Annotated in this window: 14 protein-coding genes; 6 read left to right on the top strand and 8 right to left on the bottom strand. The window is 57.8% G+C overall.

Annotated features, from left to right (window positions below):
- Window positions 1-259: 259 nt before the first annotated feature.
- On the top strand, window positions 260-1,588 hold the full coding sequence (locus DSL70_RS12715; protein WP_119308283.1) for an anaerobic C4-dicarboxylate transporter: 1,329 nt from the start codon (window positions 260-262) through the stop codon (window positions 1,586-1,588).
- Between the two features lie 189 nt (window positions 1,589-1,777).
- Window positions 1,778-2,488, top strand: a complete 711-nt coding sequence (locus tag DSL70_RS12710) for a sulfite exporter TauE/SafE family protein (protein WP_119308282.1) — start codon at window positions 1,778-1,780, stop codon at window positions 2,486-2,488.
- A gap of 3 nt (window positions 2,489-2,491) precedes the next feature.
- Here the strand turns inward: DSL70_RS12710 and uvrB are convergent, their stop codons facing one another.
- The gene (gene uvrB, locus DSL70_RS12705; protein WP_119308281.1) at window positions 2,492-5,164 is read right to left on the bottom strand and encodes an excinuclease ABC subunit UvrB; all 2,673 of its coding nucleotides are present in this window, start codon (window positions 5,162-5,164) and stop codon (window positions 2,492-2,494) included.
- A 232-nt stretch (window positions 5,165-5,396) separates the two neighbouring features.
- Here uvrB and DSL70_RS12700 point away from each other — a divergent pair, with 232 nt between their 5' ends.
- Complete coding sequence (locus DSL70_RS12700; RefSeq protein WP_119308280.1) at window positions 5,397-6,668, top strand: NAD(P)/FAD-dependent oxidoreductase; 1,272 nt, start codon at window positions 5,397-5,399, stop codon at window positions 6,666-6,668.
- A gap of 158 nt (window positions 6,669-6,826) precedes the next feature.
- On the opposite strand, the gene DSL70_RS12695 is transcribed toward DSL70_RS12700, so the two are convergent.
- The 3 genes from DSL70_RS12695 to DSL70_RS12685 form a co-directional block, all read right to left on the bottom strand.
- Window positions 6,827-7,747, bottom strand: a complete 921-nt coding sequence (locus DSL70_RS12695) for a DMT family transporter (protein WP_119308279.1) — start codon at window positions 7,745-7,747, stop codon at window positions 6,827-6,829.
- 129 nt (window positions 7,748-7,876) lie between these two features.
- Entirely contained in the window at window positions 7,877-8,551 is a 675-nt protein-coding gene (locus tag DSL70_RS12690) for a class GN sortase (RefSeq protein ID WP_119308278.1), read from the bottom strand.
- A gap of 71 nt (window positions 8,552-8,622) precedes the next feature.
- The gene (locus tag DSL70_RS12685) at window positions 8,623-11,148 is read right to left on the bottom strand and encodes a marine proteobacterial sortase target protein (RefSeq protein ID WP_119308277.1); all 2,526 of its coding nucleotides are present in this window, start codon (window positions 11,146-11,148) and stop codon (window positions 8,623-8,625) included.
- Between the two features lie 256 nt (window positions 11,149-11,404).
- On the opposite strand from DSL70_RS12685, the gene DSL70_RS12680 reads away from it, so the two are divergent.
- Complete coding sequence (locus DSL70_RS12680; RefSeq protein ID WP_119308276.1) at window positions 11,405-11,608, top strand: YgaP family membrane protein; 204 nt, start codon at window positions 11,405-11,407, stop codon at window positions 11,606-11,608.
- Between the two features lie 102 nt (window positions 11,609-11,710).
- Here DSL70_RS12680 and DSL70_RS12675 read toward each other — a convergent pair whose 3' ends face one another.
- The 4 genes from DSL70_RS12675 to DSL70_RS12660 form a co-directional block, all read right to left on the bottom strand.
- A complete protein-coding gene (locus tag DSL70_RS12675) occupies window positions 11,711-12,451 on the bottom strand; it encodes a cytochrome b/b6 domain-containing protein (protein ID WP_119308275.1) in 741 nt (246 codons plus the stop codon).
- A gap of 11 nt (window positions 12,452-12,462) precedes the next feature.
- Entirely contained in the window at window positions 12,463-14,211 is a 1,749-nt protein-coding gene (locus tag DSL70_RS12670) for a tetrathionate reductase family octaheme c-type cytochrome (protein WP_205563245.1), read from the bottom strand.
- A gap of 296 nt (window positions 14,212-14,507) precedes the next feature.
- Window positions 14,508-15,224: a cytochrome b/b6 domain-containing protein gene (locus DSL70_RS12665; protein WP_119308274.1), complete on the bottom strand. Its 717-nt coding sequence runs from the start codon at window positions 15,222-15,224 to the stop codon at window positions 14,508-14,510.
- Window positions 15,225-15,237: 13 nt separating this feature from the next.
- Entirely contained in the window at window positions 15,238-16,944 is a 1,707-nt protein-coding gene (locus DSL70_RS12660) for a tetrathionate reductase family octaheme c-type cytochrome (protein WP_119308273.1), read from the bottom strand.
- 510 nt (window positions 16,945-17,454) lie between these two features.
- On the opposite strand from DSL70_RS12660, the gene DSL70_RS12655 reads away from it, so the two are divergent.
- Together DSL70_RS12655 and DSL70_RS12650 are read left to right on the top strand one after the other, a co-directional pair.
- A complete protein-coding gene (locus tag DSL70_RS12655) occupies window positions 17,455-18,654 on the top strand; it encodes a pyridoxal phosphate-dependent aminotransferase (protein ID WP_119308272.1) in 1,200 nt (399 codons plus the stop codon).
- 433 nt (window positions 18,655-19,087) lie between these two features.
- Window positions 19,088-21,145 (top strand): elongation factor G, encoded by a 2,058-nt coding sequence (locus DSL70_RS12650; RefSeq protein ID WP_119308271.1) that lies wholly within the window; start codon window positions 19,088-19,090, stop codon window positions 21,143-21,145.
- The last annotated feature ends 154 nt before the right edge of the window (window positions 21,146-21,299 follow it).

Here is a 21,299-nt window from a genome sequence, read left to right as displayed (position 1 = left end):
TGGGCAACGAAAATCCGGCATTTTGCTTGCGAATTGCGGTCTATTCGGCGATAGTCGTGGATAGTCTTTTTGATTACGTAGAAAACCGGCTGGTAAAATTCACGAAAGTCCGCTTAAAGCGGCGCGGACCAAACTCCAAAGTCCACGGATTTTGGCCAATCTTGACTTTTTTGCCGCTGGTTGTCGCGCCGAGCTTCTCCTCGACAGAAAGACCCGGCGCATTCAGCTCGCGGCCTTGCCGCCTAAAGGAGCCCGCTAGATGCTCTATCTCGAATTCGTGTTTCTGTTGGTCATGCTCTATATCGGGTCCCGTTTTGGCGGGATCGGTCTGGGCGTGGTGTCCGGCATTGGTCTGGTCATCGAAGTGTTCATCTTCCAGATGCCTCCAACCTCTCCCCCCATCACCGTGATGCTGATCATTCTGGCGGTTGTCACCTGTGCCTCCATTCTTGAAGCTGCCGGCGGTTTGAAATACATGCTGCAGGTGGCCGAGCGCATGCTGCGTTCCAACCCCAAGCGCGTGACGCTGATCGCACCGTTCGTTACCTATTTCATGACCTTCCTGCTGGGAACCGGTCATGCTGTCTATTCCATCATGCCGATCATCGGTGATGTGGCCCTCAAGAATGGCATCCGGCCGGAACGTCCGATGGCAGCGGCCTCGGTGGCCTCGCAGGTCGGCATCACGGCATCGCCGATTTCTGCGGCCGTCGTCTATTATCTGGCACAGCTGTCCGATCTCAACTCGAACATCACGCTGCTGTCCATCCTGATGGTCACCGTGCCGGCGACTCTGTGTGGGACTCTGGCCATGGCGCTTTACAGCATGCGTCGCGGCAAGGAGCTGTCTGACGATTCCGAGTATCAGAAACGTCTCGAAGATCCGGCATGGTCCGAAAAGATCCGCTCGACCACAGCGACGTCGCTGAACGAAAAGCTGCCAGCCAAGGCCCGCAATGCGGTGCTTCTGTTCGTTGCGGCCATTTTCATCATCGTTGTCATCGCCATGGTGCCGGAAATAAGAACCGTTGCCGGTGCTGAAAAGCCGATCAGCATGGCGGTCGTCATCCAGATGATGATGCTGTGCTTTGGCGGTATCATCCTGCTGGCAACCAAGACCCAGCCACGCGATGTGCCGGACGGGGTGGTCTTCAAGTCAGGCATGGTGGCTGCGATCGCCATCTTCGGTATCGCTTGGATGTCGGACACCTATTTCCAGTATGCCTTGCCGCAGTTCAAGACCGGCATCGTGGAAATGGTCACCAACTATCCATGGACCTTTGCTTTGGCGTTGTTCATCGTGTCGGTGGTGGTCAACTCGCAGGCCGTGGTGGCGCGCATGATGCTGCCGGTCGGTCTCGGGCTTGGTCTGGAACCGGCGCTGCTGATCGGTCTGATGCCTGCTCTCTATGGCTATTTCTTCATTCCGAACTACCCGTCCGATATCGCCACGGTGAACTTCGACGTGTCGGGAACCACCAAGATCGGCAAATGGTATTTCAACCATTCCTTCATGACGGTCGGTCTTATTGCTGTCATTACCGGATCTGTGGTCGGCTATCTGCTGGCCAAGATCATCATCGGCTAGGGTGACCTTGCCGTCGATCACCTGAAAGACCATTGGGCCTCCCGCAGTGTTGCGGGGGGCTTTTTTGTGCAAATGCGCATGCGGGGAGCCGCGGTTCCGGCTGCCTGCAATTTGGGCTTTGAATGCAGTTGATCATTTGCTACGGACAGGCAGGCCCGTACCGGGCCGATCCCCCCGGGAGGCCCTGACATGGTCCTGTTGCTGTTCGTTGTTGTCGGATTCCTGAGCGCGCTGGCCTCGGCAGTGTTCGGCTTCGGTACTGCGTTGTTTTTCCTTGCCATCGGATCGCACCTGCTGGACGTCAAGGACACCATTGTGCTGGCGACGGTTCTGTTCGCCGCTTCGACCATCACGAAATCCATTCTGTACCGGCGGCATGTCGACTGGCGCATCGTCGGGGTGATGGCCATCTCCTGCCTTCCGTTTGCCTTTGGCGGATCACTGCTGCTGGCGCAGGTGCCCGGTGATCTGGTCAAACGCCTGCTCGGGAGCATGGTGCTCTGCTACGTGATCCTCAAGCATATCGGTCGCCTGCCTGCCGTCCGTATAGGCTGGGGCGGTCTTGTTGTGGGATCTGCCCTCTACGGTTTCTTTTCAGGGCTGGTGGGCAGCGGCAATCTGATCAAGGTGATCCTGTTTCGCGAGATGCAGATCTCGCGGCAGGCCTTTGTCGGGGCGATGGCCGCCACATCGGTGATGTCGAATCTAGCCAAGCTGTCGGGATATTGGCAGAGCGGATTGCTGACCGCACACATGTTCGCACCCTCCGTGGCTCTGGCTTTCTCAGCCATTGCCGCGGCTCTGCTTGGCCGGTTCGTGCTCAACCGGATATCTGCCCGCAACTTCGAGACAGGGCTGCAGATCCTGATGGTGATCGCTGCCCTGGCTCTGCTCTTCTAGCTTTCAGCTCTTGCGGCGCTTCGGTCGCGGGGTGCTGCTTGCCCCCTTCGGTCGCGGCATGTCGGTGCCGGGGCCCATGTCATCGAGATCCGGCTTCTTGATGCGGCTGCCCTTGGCCGAGGCGGACTTGGGCATGTTGGCCGAAGAGCCATATTTGCGTTCTCCGCGATAGCCGCCGGTTTTCTCGTCGACCGCCGACTGGCGGGCCAGCGGGTCGTCGGCAATGGCCAGTTCGGTTGCACGCAGGCGCTTGACCTCGTCGCGCAGGCGGGCTGCTTCCTCGAATTCGAGGTTGGCAGCAGCCTCTTTCATGCGGTTTTCCAGATCCTCGATATGGGCTTCCAGATTGTGGCCGATGCCCGGATCGGCAATGTCGGCGAGCCCCTTGTCGACGGTGACATGGTCGCTTTCATAGACCGAGCCGAGAATGTCGCCGATGTTCTTCTTGACCGTCTGCGGCGTGATGCCGTGTTCCTCGTTGTAGGCCATCTGCTTTTCGCGGCGACGGTTGGTCTCGGTGATCGCACGGTCCATGGAGCCGGTCATCTTGTCGGCATAGAGAATGACCTTGCCGTCGGCGTTACGGGCGGCACGGCCAATGGTCTGGATGAGAGAGGTTTCCGAGCGCAGGAACCCTTCCTTGTCTGCGTCGAGAATGGCAACGAGGGCACATTCGGGAATGTCGAGGCCCTCGCGCAGCAGGTTGATGCCGACCAGCACATCGAAGGCGCCGAGACGCAGATCGCGGATGATCTCGATCCGCTCGATGGTGTCGACGTCCGAATGCATGTAGCGCACCCGCACACCTTGTTCGTGTAGATATTCGGTGAGGTCTTCGGCCATGCGCTTGGTCAGGGTGGTGACCAGTGTGCGGTAGCCTTGGGCTGCCTTTTCCTTGACCTCGCCAAGAAGGTCGTCCACCTGGGTCTTGGCCGGGCGGATTTCGATGATCGGGTCGGTCAGGCCCGTCGGGCGAATGACCTGCTCGGCGAAGACGCCGCCGGCTTCTTCCATTTCCCAACTGCCCGGAGTTGCCGATACGGCGACGGTCTGCGGGCGCATGGCGTCCCATTCCTCAAAGCGCAAGGGGCGGTTGTCCATGCAGCTGGGCAGGCGGAAGCCATATTCGGCAAGAGTCGCCTTGCGGCGGAAGTCACCCCGATACATGGCGCCGAGCTGGCCGATGGTCACATGGCTCTCGTCGACGAAAATCAGGGCGTTGTCTGGCAGATACTCGAATAGGGTCGGCGGCGGCTCGCCAGGTAGACGGCCGGTGAGATAGCGCGAATAGTTCTCGATGCCCTGACAGGCGCCGGTGGCTTCCATCATTTCCAGATCGAAGCGGGTGCGCTGTTCCAGTCGCTGTGCCTCGAGCAGGCGACCATGGGCCTCCAACTCCTCAAGTCGTTCGGCGAGCTCCTTCTTGATACTCTTGATGGCCTGATTGAGGGTTGGGCGCGGGGTGACATAGTGGGAGTTGGCGTAGAGCTTGACCATTTCCAGATCGCCCATCTTCTGGCCGGTCAGGGGGTCGAATTCCTTGATCTCCTCGACCTCGTCGCCGAAGAAGGAAATGCGCCAGGCGCGGTCTTCATAGTGGGCCGGAAAGATCTCGACGACATCGCCGCTGACGCGGAACGAGCCGCGCTGGAAGTCCATGTTGTTGCGCTTGTATTGCAGCGCCACCAGATCGGCGATGAGCTGGTTCTGGTCGATGACGTCGCCGGTCTCGATCTTGAAGCTCATCTCGGTGTAGGTCTCGACCGAGCCGATACCGTAGATGCAGGACACCGAGGCGATGATGATCACGTCGTCGCGCTCAAGCACGGCGCGGGTGGCGGAGTGGCGCATCCGGTCGATCTGCTCGTTGATCGTGCTTTCCTTCTCGATGAAGGTATCGGTGCGCGGTACATAGGCTTCCGGCTGGTAGTAGTCGTAGTAGGAGACGAAATACTCGACCGCGTTGTTGGGGAAGAAGTTCTTGAACTCGCCGTAGAGCTGTGCGGCCAGGGTCTTGTTGGGGGCGAGGATGAGGGCAGGACGGTTGGTCTGGGCGATAACCTGGGCCATGGTGAAGGTCTTGCCGGACCCGGTGACGCCGAGCAGAACCTGCGTTGCTTCGCCATCACTGATGCCTTCAAGCAGATCAGCAATCGCCGTTGGCTGGTCGCCCGCCGGTTCATATTCGGTCTTCAGCTCGAAGGAGACGCCGCCTTCCGACTTCTCGGGACGTTCCGGGCGGTGGGGCGTCCAAGGCTCGGAATCCATGAATTCGGGGCGGCCATGCTCGATCAGGGATTCCAGCGCCCGAACAGTCTCGGTGACACCGGAGCGATCATCGCTCTTGCCCTTTTTCTTCTGGGCCTTCTTGCGCTCGCGGGTTACCCGCTCCAGCTCTTCAGCCTTTTCAAGCGAAATGTCGAGGCCTGCAATGGGGTTCATGCCGCCTGCGGCCTTTTCTCGCGCTGAAACGGGGGTGTCCTTGGACTTTCTTGTGCGTTTCGCTGTTGGCTTTTTGGCGCTATCCTTGGGCTTGGGTTCAAGTCTGGCTGCCTGGGCGATTTCATCGGCCCAGTCGGCTATCGAATCAGAAAGCGGGACTCCTTCAAAGGAGGCTTGTGGTGCTTCACCCAAACCGCCTTGTTTTTCAGCCTCTTCCTGTTTTCTGGATGCCATGTGCCTGCCTCATGCTGCTGTTTGAGCCCAATGTAAGGGAACAAAGCGAGAATATGAAGGGGGGTAGAAAAATAATTAAACGGACGGCTCGTGCAGGGATTGTATCAGCCGAATGGCCAATTTTCTGTTTTATTAAATAGTCCTAATATTCGAAAATACTAAATTAAAAGGACGTCGCACTATGCACAGGGCACCTTTCGCCGGGGAGGGGCGGTGCTTCAAAGGAGAGAAAATGACGCACGTAGTTGTTATGGGGGGAGGTCTTGGCGGTCTTTCGGCAGCTTATGAAATCCGCCAGAAATTGTCCAAGACGGACAAGGTAACCGTGGTTTCCAACAAGCCATTCTTCCAGTTCACCCCGTCCAACCCGTGGGTTGCTGTCGGGTGGCGCAAGAAAAAGGACATCACACTGGATCTGGCGACGGTTCTGCCGAAGAACAAGGTGGATTTCATCTGCTCTGCAGTCACCAGCGTTGATCCGGAGCATAATTCGATCGGTCTGGCTGACGGATCGACTGTTGCCTATGATTATCTGGTGATCGCGACCGGTCCGGAACTGGCCTTTGACGAGATCGAGGGACTGGGGCCGGAAGGCAACACGATCTCGGTGTGCGACGTCGATCATGCCACTGCTGGCTATGAGAAGTGGGAAGCCTTCTGCAAGGATCCGGGACCGATCGTGGTTGGTGCGGTTCAGGGCGCCTCCTGTTATGGTCCGGCCTATGAAACGGCGATGATCTTTGATACGGACCTGCGCAAGCGCAAGATCCGCGACAAGGTGCCGATGACCTTCGTGACCTCCGAACCCTATGTCGGGCATCTCGGTCTCGGCGGGGTGGGCGACACCAAGGGCATGCTGGAATCGGCCATGCGTGACCGCACGGTGAAATGGATCACCAATGCCAAGGTCGACAGGATTGAAGCCGGTGTCATGTATGTCACCGAAGTCAACGAAGACGGATCGGAAAAGCAGAAGCACGAGCTGCCGTTCAAGCATTCGATGATGCTGCCGGCCTTCCGCGGCATTCCTGCCCTTCAGGGTATCGAGGGGCTGGTCAATCCGCGTGGCTTCGTCATCGTCGATAAGCACCAGCGCAACCCGAAATATCCCAACATCTTCGGCATTGGCGTCTGCATCGCCATTCCTCCTTACGAAAAGACGCCGGTGCCGGTGGGGGTTCCCAAGACAGGTTACATGATCGAGTCTATGGTGACCGCATCTGCCAAGAATCTGAAGGAAATTCTGGCCGGTGAGGAGCCGACCCACCAAGCAACGTGGAACGCGATCTGTCTTGCCGACTTTGGCGATTCCGGGCTGGCCTTTGTTGCCATGCCGCAGATCCCGCCACGCAACACCAACTATTCGGGGCAGGGCAAGTGGGTTCACCTGGCCAAGATTGCCTTCGAAAAATACTTCCTGCGCAAGATCCGCATCGGTGAAACCGAGCCATATTACGAGAAGGCCGTTCTGAGCCTGCTGGATATTGCCAAGATCAAGAAATGACCGGGCAACGATAATCGATTTGGAAGCTCATCCTGCCGCTGTTCTTCGGAGCAGCGGCCTTTTTATGCGCACTTATATGGCTCTAAGCCCTTGGTTTTGGGCAAGCAAGCCCTTGGCTTTTGGCAAGTGCAGGGGACCTAGTGTCTTGAGGACAGCATTCAGGCCGGGATGTCGGCCGATGCTTCGGCGGGCTTCTTGGACTTGCGCAGGCGCTTCTGGATCTGCGGCAGCAATTCCACCAGCAGGATGCAGGAGAAGATCAGGAAGCAGCCGAAATACTGGCTCGGTGTCAGGCGCTCACCCAGCAGGATTGCGCCGAAGATGGCCGCAAACAGGCTTTCGCCGGAGAGGATGATTGCCGCGTCTGCCGGTGGCGTGTAGCGTTGGCCGATGGCCTGCAGACCAAAGGCCAGAGCGCCGGAGAAGACGCCGGTATAGATGATCTCGAACCATGCGCCCTGCAGACTTGCAATGTCGAGGCTCTCAAAGGGCAGACCAAACAGCAGGCCGAGCACGCCTGCCGTTGCGAACTGGAGCAGCGCAAAAGCCAGCGGGTTGCCATATTTGCCGACCATGCGGCCAACCAGAATGATCTGGAACGTCCAGCACAGTGCGCTGAACATCATCAGGATATCGCCCTGCTTCATGGCTTCGAGGCTGCCAGCCAGAAGATAGGCGCCCATGATGGACAGAGCCACAAGCGGCCAGATCATCGGAGATGGCCAGCTACGGAAGACCAGCACGCCGATGACTGGGGTCAGCGGCACATACATTGCGGTAAGGAAGCCTGCGTTGGTAACGGACGTCGTGGCGAACCCCATTTGCTGAAAGCCGATGCCTGCAAAGAAGATAGCCCCGATCAGAATGCCCTTGATGATGACAGGCATGGGAATGGGATTGCTCACCCGCCGCCGTTCGAAATAGGCGAAGGGCGCAACTGCCAATGTTGCCAGAATGAAGCGCACGCCGGTGAAGTTCATCGGGCCGATGGAGTCCATGGCCGTGGACTGGGCTACAAAGGCGGCCCCCCAGACGATGGCGGCAATCAGCAACAACAGGTTGGCGGTCATTCTTGGCATTGGAGCAGCTTTCAGAACGGTAAGGGAGAGCTCCGGCGCACTGTTTGTCCGGATCACCGACTTCTAAGGCAAACAGCCCCATGACTGCAACTGAATTCTATTCATCAATCCAACAAGGAATTTGATGAATCAGGGGCGTTGTGACGCAGCCTCAGTGAAGGCTGCCAACTGGTGCTGGATCACGGTGGAGGTGGCGTTTGCCAGCCGGCGGGCAGTCGCCTCGGTGGGGCTGGCGAAGGCGAGATAGCGCAAGGGGCCACCGACCATGCCATTAAACGGCCAACAAGACGAGAGCACCAGCAACGGGCTCTGGCTGTCCTTCTGCAGACCCGACTGATCCCAGCGGACGATCTTGCTGCCGTCGATGCGATAGGTGAGCGTGGGGCCGGTCATCTGTTCGACCTCCACCAGAGCGCCGGTCTGAAGATGCTGGAGGGGTTGGAAATGGGTGTCCCGGTGTGCTGCGATGATGCTGGTGCCTGCCGTGCCCAGTGGCGCTCCCTGTGCGAGCAGAACGGGACCGAAGGCGAGCCCTTCGCCACCAGCCTCCTTTAGGATGATGGTGTGCAGATCTAGGGACGGGATGGTCAGGCGGGCGACCGGCCAACTGTCGGCCCATGGCCATGCCTTGTGCGGCTTACCATCGGTTCTGCTCTGTTGCCAAGCGCGTTCCAGAAGGACCTGCGCCAGTTGCGCCTTGATGGGGATCCAACTGCCCCAGAGCAGCAACCCCAGCCCCAGCAGTCCAAGAGCCACGGCACCAAGGGTGCCTAATTTATACTGCGTGGGGCGGGGGTATCTCATGGTGTTCCTGTTATGAATGGTGGTTCAGGTCGCGCACGGGGTGGTCTCGTGCGCGGGTTTTCCTTTGTGCGTCAGCGCAGTTCCGGTGTGATCTTGCGCCATTGCAGCCAGGCGAGCAGGGCGCCTGCCAATGTCAGCAGGGCAATGCCTGCGAGGATCAACAGGCTGGCCGGGGTTGCCGTTTTCGGCAGCAGGATCTGGTTGCCGCCGGTTGGTACCAGTGCTGCCACCTTGGCGTTGCTGGTGGGGGCAGGGCTTGTGGCCATTGCGTCCATCGCCGGAGCGCTGAGGCCGAAGCTGCGTTTGAGTGCTCGCATCGGAGCGGCAGACCCGGTTGGAGCATTGGGGGCCATGGATGGCTGAACCTGGGGCTCGTCACCGAAGACAGCATCCATGTTCCAGCCGTCTGGCAGGTTGAGCGGCACCTTGCGGCTGTCAATGGCCTCGCCTTCCGGTCGAACCGGGGTTACATCCACGGCGACAAGGCTGGTGAGGCGCGTAACCAGATGGTGGCGGAGGCCGAGGGTTTCAATGGCTTTGTCGATACCGGCGCTGTCGGTTGACAGCAGACGCTCATTCTCCAACTGGCGGATTTTGCCTCGAGCCCACAGCTTGTCGACGGCGGCGGACGGTGCTGCCTTGGTGATGTCCACGGTCATTGACCAGGGTTGATTGTCAAAGCGGCCGCTGAGGGTCAGCTCGTTGCCCAGATCCTTGCCCTTGAAGGCGACGATGACCGGCTCTCCCTTGTAGAGGTCGGGCAGTTCGCTCGGGGATGCCTCGATGTCCTTGTCGTTGGCAAAGGAAATGCTGAGATCGGTGGCGACCGGGGTTGTCAGTTGGGTGAACAGCTCGGCCATCTTGCTTTTGACTTCCGTGATGTTGCCAATCTGGGTGAAGGTGCCACGGCCAACTTCGGCAGCGCGGGACATGAAGAAGCTGTTGGGGGCCGAGCCGATACCGACCGTGAAGATGCGGGAGCGGCCCTTCTGCGCCTTGACGGTTTCGAACAGTTCACGTTCGTTGCCGATGGCGCCGTCGGTGAGGAAGATCACTTGCCGCAGGGTCGGGGCATTCGGGTTCGCATCCTTCAATGCCGCCTGCATGGCAGGGAGCATCTCGGTGCCACCTCCGGCCTGAATTGCGGCAACCCAGTAGCGGGCCGTTGACAGGTTTTCCTTGTCGGCAGGCTGGGGCGCCGGGAACAGCTGCGCCATTTCGTTGTTGAAGCGGATAATCTGGAATTTGTCCTCCGGCCTCAACTGACCGAGGGCTTCGATCAGGCTTTCTCTGGCCTGACGGATGGATGGGCCATCCATCGAGCCAGACTGGTCAATGACGAAGACGACCTCGCGTGGCGGCGTCTGCAGATCCTTGGCCAGCTTGTAAGGGGGCGTGATATAGGCGAGCAGATACTGGTTGGTGTCACCCTCCGAGAGGGTTTCCTCTTCCCGTTCCTCGCCGTTGGCTTCCTTCTTCTGGCCATCCCCGGTCTGGCGCCCGGCGGGATCGTCCTTGAGGGTCTGGCTGAAGAGGCCGAGGTTCGGGGTTTCGGTCGGTTTGCCAGTCCAGGTCAGGAGGAAATCCTTGTCGGCCGGAACGACTTCGTTCTTGAGGCTGAGGGATATTTCCTTGCTGCCCGCCGGCTTGATGACCACGTCATGATAGTGGCTGACGACCTTGTCGAGGGGGAAGCCGGCTTTCAGATCGACGCTGAGGCTAACCGGATTGCTCTTGCCATCCTTCTCCGGGTCGAGCACGGGTGCGGTGATGGTGTCGCGATCCGGCACCGGGTCTGTGCTGGACCAGCCGTTGCCACCATCGGACTGGTTGGCCTTGAGGTCGATGACCGGTTGCAGTGGCTTGGCGAGCGGATTGTAGCGTGGTGCGACGACCAGCGGCACGCGCAGGGAGAATTCCTCGTCCTTGCGCGGAATGGTCTGCTGGTATTCGATCTGGATAGTGATCGAGTCCTTGGGGCCGATATTGGCCACGGCGTTGGTGAACAGATTGGGGCGCTGCTGTTCCAGGAGGCTCGCCTTCTTGCCTTCCTGTTTGGCGGCTTCATAGATCTGGCGTGCTTCTTCGCGAGGCTTGATCTTGCCTTCGATGATGCGGTCGCCGATCTTCATTTTCAACTGGTCGACAGCGGCGGTGTCCGGCAGCGGGAAGACATAGATCCCTTCTACCCAGGCATCGCTCGGATTGAGAAATTTCTGCGTCACGATGGTGCGCGCAACCGGTCCGGTGACGTCGACCTTGATGTCGGTGGCTACTTTCGGGGCTTCAATATATTTGCCCGCCTCCTTGGCCTTGAACAGAAGGCCACCCGATTGCATGTCATCAGGTGTAACGAGGAGCGGGGAGGCAATGGGAGCCGCTTGCGGGCTGACAGTTGTGGCCGGGCTGGAATGAGCCTGGGAGCCAAAGGTTACAGTCAGGGCTGCGGCGACAATCAGCGCATAGGCGCCAATCCAGATCTTGAAGGCTTTGGAAAAGGAATGCTCGAGATCGGCTTTTGGGTGCAGTGCAATGCTATGGCGCTTTCTTTTCCGATCTTTGATCCGGTCATTAAAAAAAGTCTCTGGCAATTTCATTGTTCTGAGTTCCCGAAAAAGGGTTGGTCCATGATCACTGTCTCACGGGATTAAGGCCCAGATTTGCGGTAAAATGGGCGCAAGCTGATCAATATTGTGACGATTTCGGGGCAGCTGCTACAAATGTATGTGATGGGCGGAAAATGCCTAAAGTCCGCGACAGCTTGCCTCAGCATGAATCCTGATCTTTGGACTTTACCTTGCGAAAATCATTTGTTATGTATATTCGCAAGTTCTAATTTAACGAGGTGCTAAAATGTCTCTGGATCGCTCCATTCTCGCATTTGCAGGCTTCATGGTCCTGCTTTCTGTCGTGCTTACGGTTTACGTTCATCCGCTGTTTATCTGGCTAACGGTTTTCATTGGTGCCAACATGCTGCAGTCTGCCTTCACCGGCTTCTGCCCGGCTGCGATGATCCTGAAAAAGTTCGGCGTCAAACCTGGTACGGCTTTCGAATAATTGCCAGTAAGGGGCCGCGTTGCCCTTTCAGTCTGGTCGTGTCGCAAAAAGAACAAGCCGCAGCCTGTGCTGCGGCTTCTTTTTTGAAACAGGTCATTCGAGCTATTCGTTCGCCTTCAGCATGTCCGGTTGCTGCTCTTCCAGATAGGCCTCTTCTGCGGGCGTCAGTTCGATCTTTTCATAGCCGGTGATCATCGTCCTGATGTAGTGGAACACCGTCTTGCCGGTGGTCGTCATGTAGACATGGATCACGACGAAGGTGATCATGGCAAAGGCGGCAGCCGTATGCACGAAGGCGACCAGCGAAAAGATCTGCTGGCTGTTCTGCATTGTTTCCCAAAGGCCATAGAGCAGATAGGCGATGCCCGAGAGCCAGAGGGCCGGGCCGATGATGACCATGAAGGTCAGATAGGCCAGTGACTGCAGGGCATTCTGCTTGCGGGCAAGGCTTTTCGAATAGGGGTGCGGCGCGCCCATGATGATGCCGTAGGCATAGAATTTGATCACGGCGAACAACCCCTTGTTCTGCGGCAGATAGTGGCGCCACTGTCCGGTGGTGAAATTCCAGAAGGTGGTAAAGAGCCAGAGGACCAGTAGCAGGATGGCGGCGTAGGTGTGGACCATGACCGCCAGCGGGAAGGGCACGAGGGAAAGCGTGCCGTGCAGATTGAAGCCGGAGAAGGCCAGAATGAAGATCAGCAGCGCCTGTGACCAGTGCCAGAAGCGTTCGTAGCGGGTGTAGATCTTCACCGCCCGCTTTTTGACATCTGGCCGGATGGTCAGTTCTTCAGATCGGCCAGAAGACGGGCCAGAAGACGAGGTGGAAGACGGTATGTCAGTCATGATTGGTCTCCTCAGGCCTGTTTCTTGCGATTGCGGAAGATGATGCGCAGCAAGGCGTGGAACAGGACGCCCAGCACGGTAAGGCCGAAGGCGGCGTAGCCGATCCAGTCCAGCCATTTGAACGTGTCACGCCCCGGCATGTAGATGCCGGTGATGCCATCAAGGCGGCCCTGTTTGGCGTGGCACTCAGTGCAGCGCACGGCCTGATCTTTTGGCGCGACCATGTGGGTGATCGGCCAATACATGTGGGTGTCGACAAAGCCGAGTTTGCCGGAGAAGTCCTTGCCGATGAAGTCCATCGCCGCGGGCACGGATTTGCTCCAGTCGAAATTGGTCCAGAGGGCCGTGTCGTCCTTGCCGAAGACATGATTGTAGACCAACTGGTTGGTTTCCATGTCATAAGGTTGGCGCGACAGCATCTGCTTGAAGGGCCAGATGCGGGATTTGCCATCGCTTGGAGAGCCACCAAGGGCGTTGATCTCGACGACCTTGGTGGGATCGATCTTGTCGTCCAGCAGGGTCCATGTGGTCTCGCCGTTGAACCAGGCATAGAAAGGCTTGATATTCTCGCCATATTCGAAATTGCCCTTTTCAGACATGTAGCTGGGGTGACCGTGCTCATCCATGTCCTTGTAGGGTTTGCCGTCTTTCAGCTTGCCAGCGGTTGACCAGTCCCAGAGGGTTTTTGTTGCAACGCCGCCGCGGGCAAATTCGGGGATGTGGCAGGTCTGGCAGGCAACCGTATCGGTGTGGTCGTTGAGCTTGATGCCCATCAGGTCGCTGCCGTCATGGGGGCGGTTCGAGTGGCAGCTTTCGCAGGTTGCCGATGGTTCCATCAGGCTGGCCAACTGATCGAGCTTGCGGATCTTGGCAGTCTTTGTTTCCTCGCCATCTCTGGCGACGGTTGTCGGCTTGGCCTCCATACTGTAACGCGAGCCGGGCCATTGATGGCCGGAGCCTGCGTGACAGGCGGTGCAGGCCATGTTGAGACCGTCCTTGTTCATATGCACGTCGAGCGTCTTGTCCGGCTGGTTCAGAGAGCTGTCCAGATCGCCGTGTTTGACGCCATCGCCGCCGCCACCGTAATAGTGGCAGGAGCCACAGTTCTGACGTTGCGGATTGGTGACCGACCGGGCTGCCTTGCCAAGGTCGGGGGGCATCTCCGTCTTGCCATTGACCGTGATCGGCTCATAAAGCGGATGTCCGGCCTTGGTCGGGTATTTGCTGTAGAGAGCAGTGTCCGCATGGCAGACAAGGCAGTCGACCGCTTCCGGCTCAGACGGTGGATCCTTGCGCATGTCCTCCCAGCCATACCCGGCGTGACAGGAGGTGCAGCGTGGCTCATTGGAAGCGACGTTGCCGCAGAAGGCGTTGATCACCGTCCGCTTGCCAAGGGTCTGTCCGGTTGCCTCGTTGGTGGTCTGCCATTTCCAGTGCAAGGTATGCTGCACCTGATCTGCCGCCTCGGTGTGGCAGGAAAGGCAGGCCTTGGTAACCTCGGGGCCGGACTTGAAATCCTGTTGCAGGATCTCGAACCTGGAGTGATCGGCCGTGCCGCCAGCTGGCTTGCCAGAAAGCTGCAAGCTGGCTTTTGCCTCCGGGCTGAGCGGCGAATGGGGCAGGGCGTCGCCCGATGCGGCTGATGCTGCACCAATCGGCAGCAACAACAGGGACAAAACAACAAGGGCAGATGTCGCCAGACCAGGCCTCATGCTGGTCTTGTCGAGTGGCCATCTGCCTTCAAATGCAAAGTTCGCCATGTGGTCCTCCGAACAAATGCAAAAAGGAAGGAAGATCAATTTTCCGGCAGAAACTGATCTTGCTGCATGAAAAGCTGAACCGGCTCCGGACCGAGTCAGTGGATTGATTAAACAAGACTATAAAATGCCTGTTTTTGATATTCGAATTTAGTTGGTGAGGCGGGTTGTCACACGTCGTTGGTCGTAGGCCGCGTTCCGTCCTTGGCTCAGGGCGAAGGATCGGCCTTCAGGCATGGGCAAAGAAAAAGGCCGCAACGGGGTTGCGGCCTTGGCAGGTTGGCTCGGTGCAGTTGTCGTTATTTGATGCGGTCTGGTTCGTGGGTTTCGAGGTAGGTGACCTCGGCTTCCGTCAGTTCCATGTCCTCAAAGCCGGTGATCATGGCCTTGGTGTAATGGATCAGCGTCTTGCCTGTGGTGACCATATAGATATGGCCGATCACGAAGGCGACCATCAGGAAAGCTCCGATGAGGTGCAGCAGCACGACCAGACTGAAGATGTCGTTGTTGCCCGAGTTGCCTTCCCAGAAGCTGTAGAACATGTAGGCCAGCCCGGAGAGCCAGAGCAGCGGACCTACCACAGTCATGATGGAGAAATAGGCAAAGGACTGCAGCGGGTTCTGCTTGCGGCTGAGCGTGCGCTTGTAGGGATGGGGCTGACCACGCATCATGCCGACGAGATAATGCATGATGACGTCCCAGAGTCCGGCGTTGGTGGGCACGAAATGACGCCATTGCCCGGTGGTGAAGGTCCAGAAGGCCGTGAACAGCCACAGGAAGATCAGCACGAAGGCGGCGATATCGTGGATCATTACCGCCGTGGCGAACGGGATGAAGCGGATCGTCCCGTGCACCGTGAAGCCGGAGAAGGCCAGAGTGAAGATCAGGATTGCCTGAGACCAGTGCCAGAAGCGCTCATAGCGACTGTAGTTCTTGACCTTGCGATGAAAGGTTTTGGCCTTGCTGCTTTCTGCCTTGCCAGTGGCAGGGCTTGAGGCAGATGTCATGTCGGTCATGTGTCTGTCCTCCCTAGTGTTGACGCTGTTTGCGGGTGGCAATGCGGAAGATCGTGTGGATTGCCACGCCCAGTATCGTCAGGATGATCAGGCCATAGCCCAGCCAGTTGATGAGGGGCATGTCGTCCCGTCCGGGAATGTAGACCCCTTCGATGCCTTCGAGGCGGCCGCCCTTACTATGGCATTCTTCGCACTGCACGGCCTTGTCCGACGGGGCAACCATGTGGGTGATGGGCCACCACATGCGGGTTTCGATGAACTCGAACTTGCCCGAATAGTCCTTGCCCATATATTCCTGTCCGGCCTTGATGGCGTTCGGCCAGTCAAAGCTTTTCCAGAAGGCGTCGGAGTCCTTGCCGAACAAATGCATATAGACAAGCTTCTTGCTTTCCGCATCGATCGGCTGCTTGGTGTGCATCAGCTTGAACGGCCAGATGCGGGCGGTCTCGTCGTTTGCACTGCCGCCCAGAGCATTGAGAATGACTGGTTTGGACGTATCAACCGGATCGTTGTCGGTGACATAGGTGAACTGCCCGTTGAACCAGCTGTAGGTTGGCTTGACATTCTCTTCATAGATGAAGTCACCCTTCTTGGAATCGTAGCTGGGATGCCCCTTGTCATCCTTGAGCGCGAAGGGCTTGCCATCCTTCAGCTTGCCAGCGGTCGACCAGTCCCAGAGCATCTTGGTGGCAACGCCGCCGCGAGCGAATTCCGGGATGTGGCAGGTCTGGCAGGCAACCGTGTCGGTGTGGTTGTTGAGCTTGATGGCTTCCAGTGTCTTGCCCTGGTGGGGGGCGTCCGTGTGGCAGCTCTCGCAGGAGGCGGTTTCGTTCATGCGACGCATGGCAAAGGAAGGCAGCTTCTTGCCTTCATCGTCGCGTGCCTGCGGCTTGGCTTCCATGTCGTAGCGTGACCCTGGCCAGACATGGCCCGACCCGGAATGGCAGGCCGAGCAGGCCATGTTGCCACCGTCGGCGGCCATGTGCACGTCGAGGTCCTTGGAGGGCTTGTTGAGCGAGCTGTCGATGTCGCCGTGTTTGACGCCATCGCCGCCGCCGCCATAATAGTGACAGGCACCGCAGTTGTCGCGCTGTGGCAAGCTAACGGACTGGGCCGCTTCGATCAGGTTGGAAACCTTGAAGGGCTTGCCGTTGAAGTCCATCGGTTCGGTGATGGGCAACCCGGCCTTGGCCGGGAATTTCTTGTAATATTGTGTGTCAGCGTGGCAGACGAGGCAATCAACCGCTTCTGGAGCGGCTGGCGGGTCCTTGCGCATGTCCGTCCAGCCGTAACCGGCGTGGCAGGATGTGCAGCGGGCTTCGTTGGATGCGACGTTGCCGCAGAAGGCGTTGATCACATAGCGCTTGCCAAGCTTCTGGCCGGTTTTCTCGTTGTCATATTCCCATTTCCAGTGAATGGAATCATGCACCTGAGTGGCCGCTTCGGTGTGGCAGGAGAGGCAGGCCTTGGTGACTTCCGGTCCGCTCTTGAAATCCTGTTGCAGGATTTCAAACTTGCTGTGGTCGGCCGTCTCGCCGGGCTTCTTGCCCGTAATCTGCTTTTCAGTGGATGGTTTATCAGCTGTGGCGGTGGGGGAAGCATAGGCTTTGCTCCATCCAATCACCGGTCCTGATATGGATGTCAGTGCAGTCAGCAGGACGGCCGCAGACGCAAGTCTGAAGGCCTGTCCCAAGCCCCTAAAGGCTGCATGGTCCGTCATTTGGTCCTCCCAACGGATTGCAGTATGGCCGATCGGGGGTAGTCGGAGGGCTGTCTCCGATCGGTTTCGAGTCTGTGTGCGGCCTCAAAGGGTTGAGGGCTGCACGATCTGGGTTTTGGGGCGCCAGACTCGCCCGGTCCGTATTTCAGTATATTGCAAAGTTCAAAAATTACAGTTTAGTAATGTTGGACAGAATGTCGCATCTGTGGCTTATTTGCAGGCTGGACAAGGATCTGCCTAATCGAGTTAGGTTTTGTAAATTGCCGAATTCATCCTTGGACTTACGGGAATATCGGTAAGTCTGAAACATTTGTAGGCAAGGGCTTGTTGGTTGGGTACGTTTGTGCGCAAGAAACTTTCATTCCGGGCTGCAAAAACGGCCAATTATGGCGTGCTTTGCCTTGAATTGTGCATGGGGCTGCACTAGGGTGCGCGGGCGGGCGGCTTGGCAAATTTGCCCAGCCATCATGTCCGTTTGTCTTTTTTCTAGCTGAAAATTTGGAGGGCTCAATGAGCTTTATCGCCGAGCAGCTTTCGCGCGTGAAACCGTCCGCTACCATTGCGGTCACCAACAAGGCTCGGGAATTGAAGGCCGCTGGACGTGACGTCATCGGTCTGGGTGCCGGGGAGCCGGACTTCGATACACCGGATAATATCAAGGCTGCTGCGATCAAGGCCATCAATGAAGGCAAGACCAAATATACCGCTGTTGACGGTCTGCCAGAGTTGAAAGAGGCCATTTGCGCCAAGTTCAAACGCGAGAACGGTCTTGACTACAAGCCCAACCAGGTCACCGTTGGTACGGGTGGCAAGCAGGTGCTGTATAATGCACTGGTCTGCACCCTGAACCCGGGCGACGAAGTGCTTATCCCGACGCCTTACTGGGTATCCTACCCGGACATGGTTCTGCTCGCCGGTGGTGAGCCGGTGATCGTGGAAGCCGACAAGGAAACCTTCAAGCTGACGCCGGAAGCTCTGGACGCTGCGATCACGCCAAAGACCAAGTGGCTGATCTTCAACTCACCATCCAACCCGTCTGGCGCAGCCTACAGCGAAGCCGAACTGAAGGCTCTGACCGACGTGCTGGTCAAGCATCCCCGTGTCTGGGTGATGAGCGACGACATGTATGAGCATCTGGTCTATGACAACTTCAAGTTCACCACGCCTGCTCAGATCGAGCCGAAACTCTATGATCGCACGTTGACGGTCAACGGTGTTTCCAAGGCCTATGCCATGACCGGCTGGCGTATCGGTTATGCTGCCGGTCCTGTCGAGCTGATCAAGGCTATGGCGAAGCTGCAGTCCCAGTCGACCTCCAACCCTTGCTCGATTGCCCAGTATGCATCGGTCGAGGCTCTGAACGGTCCGCAGGACTTCATCGCCGAGCGTGCTGAAGTGTTCAAGCAGCGCCGCGACCTGGTGGTCAAGGCTCTCAACGAGTGCGAAGGCCTGACCTGCCCGATGCCGGAAGGGGCATTCTATGTTTATCCCTCCTGTGCTGGCACGATCGGCAAGACCGCTCCGTCTGGCAAGGTGATCGAAACCGACGAGGATTTCGTCACCGAGCTTCTGGAAGCAGAAGGCGTTGCCGTTGTTCAGGGCTCCGCTTTCGGCCTCGGCCCGAACTTCCGCATCTCCTATGCGACCTCCACCGAGGCGCTGACCGAGGCATGTGCACGCATCAAGAAATTCTGTGCTGCCCTGAAATAGGATCGGCACCGACATTCCTGCCCCTTTTCGGGGCGGAGTGAAGAATGAGTAAAGGGACGCCATCGGCGTCCCTTTTCTTTTGGCTCTGGTGCTGTTCGGGGCAAAGCGCCAATTGTCCTTTTACTTCAATTAGATAATTCGTCTTATAGACGAAAGGTGGTTGTTAGACGAAGGGCTGTCGCCAAACCGTCAAATTGCGGTGAGTCCCTTCTGCAATCGCCGGATTCTTTGCGTTTGATCAAACGGGGTGACCAAATCTCCGCTAAGCTGAGGGGGTATTGTCCGCGCTTTTGACAGTTTGGCGCGTTAATCAAACAGGAGGGGTGCAGTCAAACTTGCAATCTACACCAGGAGGAGGATGTGCTGATCCGTGTGGAACAGCATGTCAGGCTGGTGACGGACATCATGCAGAAACAGAAAAGGAGGATTTGCCATGGGACAAGAAGGCAGAAGAGTCGAGGGTCCACGTTGCGTAGCCATCGTCGGACCCTTTGGTAGCGGTAAGACAACTCTCCTTGAAGCCTTATTGGCGCGAACCGGTGCAATCAACAAATTCGGATCAGTCGACAGCGGAGGGTCTGTTGGCGATGCATCCGAAGAGGCCCGCGCCCACCACATGTCTGTGGAAGCCAATATTGCCGAAACGGAGTTTCTGGGAGATCCCTATATCTTTATTGATTGCCCCGGCTCGGTCGAATTTCAGTTTGAAAGCCTTCCTGCTCTCTCCGCTGTTGATCTGGCGATTGTTGTCTGCGAACCGGATGAGAAGAAAATCCCTGCCTTGCAGGTCATTCTCAAACAGCTTGAAGAGCGCAATATTCCCCGCATTCTCTTTATCAATAAAATGGACAAATGCACGACGCGCGTGCGCTCCATCGTGGAAGCCCTGCAGCATGCGTCGAACACGCCGCTGCTTCTGCGGCAGATTCCCATCTGGAAGGGCGAGCAGGCCATCGGCTACATCGATCTGGCTCTGGAACGTGCCTTTCTTTACAACGAGCATGCGCCAAGCGAACTGGTGGATATGAGCGCAGATGATCAGGAGCGGGAATGGGAAGCCCGCTATTCCATGCTGGAAACCCTGTCCGATCATGACGACAAGCTGATGGAAATGCTGCTGGAGGACATGGAACCCTCCAAGGAGCAGATCTTTACCGATCTGGTGCAGGAAATGCGCACCGGTCAGGTCATGCCGGTATTGATTGGCGCTGCCGAGCAGGAAAATGGTGTCATGCGTCTGCTCAAGGCGCTGCGCCACGAAGGGCTCGGCATAACCTACACCGCCGAGCGTCTTGGCTGCCCGGACATGCCAAACGGTGAGCCGGTGCTTCAGGTCATGAAGAGCATTCACACCTCGCACGGTGGCAAACTGTCCATCTCGCGCGTGCTCAAGGGGGCGGTCAAGGATGGTGATGTCTTCTATGGGCCACAAGGGGAAGAAATCGGGCGGGTCTCCGGTCTGTTCCATGTTCAGGGCCAGAAAACTATAAAGGACAATGCCGCCAATGCCGGTGACGTGATCGCCCTTGGCAAGCTTGATAACGCCCACACGGGCATGACGCTGACAACGGCCAAGGACGGGATCGATGCTCTGGATGTCTTTGAGGCGCCTCCGCCGGTCTTTGCCATCGCCGTAAAGCCGAAGGAGCATCGCGACGAGGTCAAGCTGCACGCCACCTTGCAGAAGCTGTATGAGGAAGATCCCTCGCTGATGGTCGAGCAAAATCAGGACAGCAGCGAGACCATCCTGCGCGGACAGGGCGAAATGCACTTGCGTGTTGCCGTTGAAAGGCTGGTTGGCAAATACGCGATCAACATCGACAGCCATGCGCCTGCGGTTCCCTACAAGGAGACCATCCGCAAGGGGATTTCGGTTCGTGGCAGGCACAAGAAACAGTCCGGCGGCCACGGTCAATTTGGTGATGTCGTCATCGATATCAAGCCTCTGGAGCGTGGTGAAGGCTTCCGGTTCAGCGAGAGCATTACCGGCGGTGTCGTGCCGAAACAGTATTTCGGCTCGGTCGAAAATGGCGTCAAGGATGCGCTCGGCAAGGGGCCGCTGGGGTTCGAGGTTGTCGATCTGGCGGTCAACCTGAGCGATGGTTCCTTCCACACGGTGGATAGCTCTGATCAGGCCTTCCGTTCGGCTGGCACGCTGGCCATGCGGGAAGGGTTGCCACAGTGCAGCCCCGTCCTGCTGGAGCCGATCATGAATGTGAAGATCGCGGTGCCCAACGACGTAACGGCCAAGGTCAACACCATTGTTGCCGGACGTCGGGGGCAGTTGATGGGCTATGATGCCCGGCCCGGCTGGGAAGGCTGGGATGTGGTCGAAAGCCTGATGCCGCAATCGGAGATCGGTGATCTGATCATCGAACTGCGGTCCATCTCGGCTGGCGTGGCATCTTTCGTCGCGACCTTCGATCACATGCAGGAACTGACCGGTCGTCAGGCCGATCTTGTGCTTGAAGGGGCCAAGGCCGCCGAATAACGCAGTGTAAAGAGGTTATATCAAGAGAAAAGCGGGGTTTCGGCTCCGCTTTTCGTGTTATGCGGCGGACAATCCGGCCTTCTGACAGACCCACAGGCCGGTGGGTGAGGGTTTGATCTCCGTACGCGACAGAGGTGGCAGATTTGTCAATTTT

The organism is Cohaesibacter haloalkalitolerans, assembly GCF_003574655.1.
GTDB lineage: Bacteria > Pseudomonadota > Alphaproteobacteria > Rhizobiales > Cohaesibacteraceae > Cohaesibacter > Cohaesibacter haloalkalitolerans.
Note: the sequence above shows the minus strand (reverse complement) of the source record. Positions and strands in the feature narration are given on the sequence as shown.